The organism is Dolichospermum sp. UHCC 0259 (genome assembly GCF_009711935.1).
GTDB lineage: Bacteria > Cyanobacteriota > Cyanobacteriia > Cyanobacteriales > Nostocaceae > Dolichospermum.
Genome location: NZ_VIKX01000320.1, coordinates 1 through 716, shown reverse-complemented (window position 1 = coordinate 716; position 716 = coordinate 1). Strand labels below are relative to the sequence as shown.

Here is a 716-nt window from a genome sequence, read left to right as displayed (position 1 = left end):
CCTCGACTCTACCTCCCGGCTGTACCCCTAATAGTGTATTTATGCTGCTGCAAAGATTGGCTGATGTACCTTTACAAAAATGTTGGACAAGGCGTGAGGCTAGGTTGATGGCTAAGAACAATTATCGCCAGTCTTATTTGCCAAAAATGGTAAAATAAAGCCAGATATAACAAAAGTAAAATGGTAATTTTTTATGAACCTGCGTTTAAAATGATCGCTCAGAGTCCGGTAATTTTGTTTTACTTGTTCCCCAAAATCCCCCAGTTGCTAAATAATTAATTATTCCTCAGCAGCTTGTAAGATTGTTGTATACAATTGGTCACTCACTCGGAAATCAGCTTGCTCAATTAGTTGATTCATCAAAATTTTTACAGCAGGAATCAACATTTTTCGTTTCGCTTGCAATAGGACTCCTAATAAGCCAGTTATTTGCAAACCATAGCTGGTTGCAACTATCCTACCTCGACGTTCATCCATTAATAGTAAATCCGCTTTCAGTTCCAGAGCTAAAACAATCGCTTCTGCTTCACCCAAATCAATATTTTCTTGGGTTTCTTGAATCAATATTACTCTTTGAGAATCTACAACAGACTGTTTTTGAATCCAAGGTAAAGTTTGTACCTCTACAGCACCAGGCACAATTTTACCTGCCCTGACCATTTTGTGACTTGAAGCATAAAGTGAGCCAAAAGCTTATTTTATGCTTCACAAAGCCG

At 38.1% G+C, this 716-nt stretch carries 1 protein-coding gene; it reads right to left on the bottom strand.

What is annotated here, in order from left to right; all coding sequences use genetic code 11:
* Positions 1 to 279 precede the first annotated feature (279 nt).
* Positions 280 to 660 (bottom strand): DUF3368 domain-containing protein, encoded by a 381-nt coding sequence (locus FJR05_RS25330; protein ID WP_168646657.1) that lies wholly within the window; start codon positions 658 to 660, stop codon positions 280 to 282.
* Positions 661 to 716 lie beyond the last annotated feature (56 nt).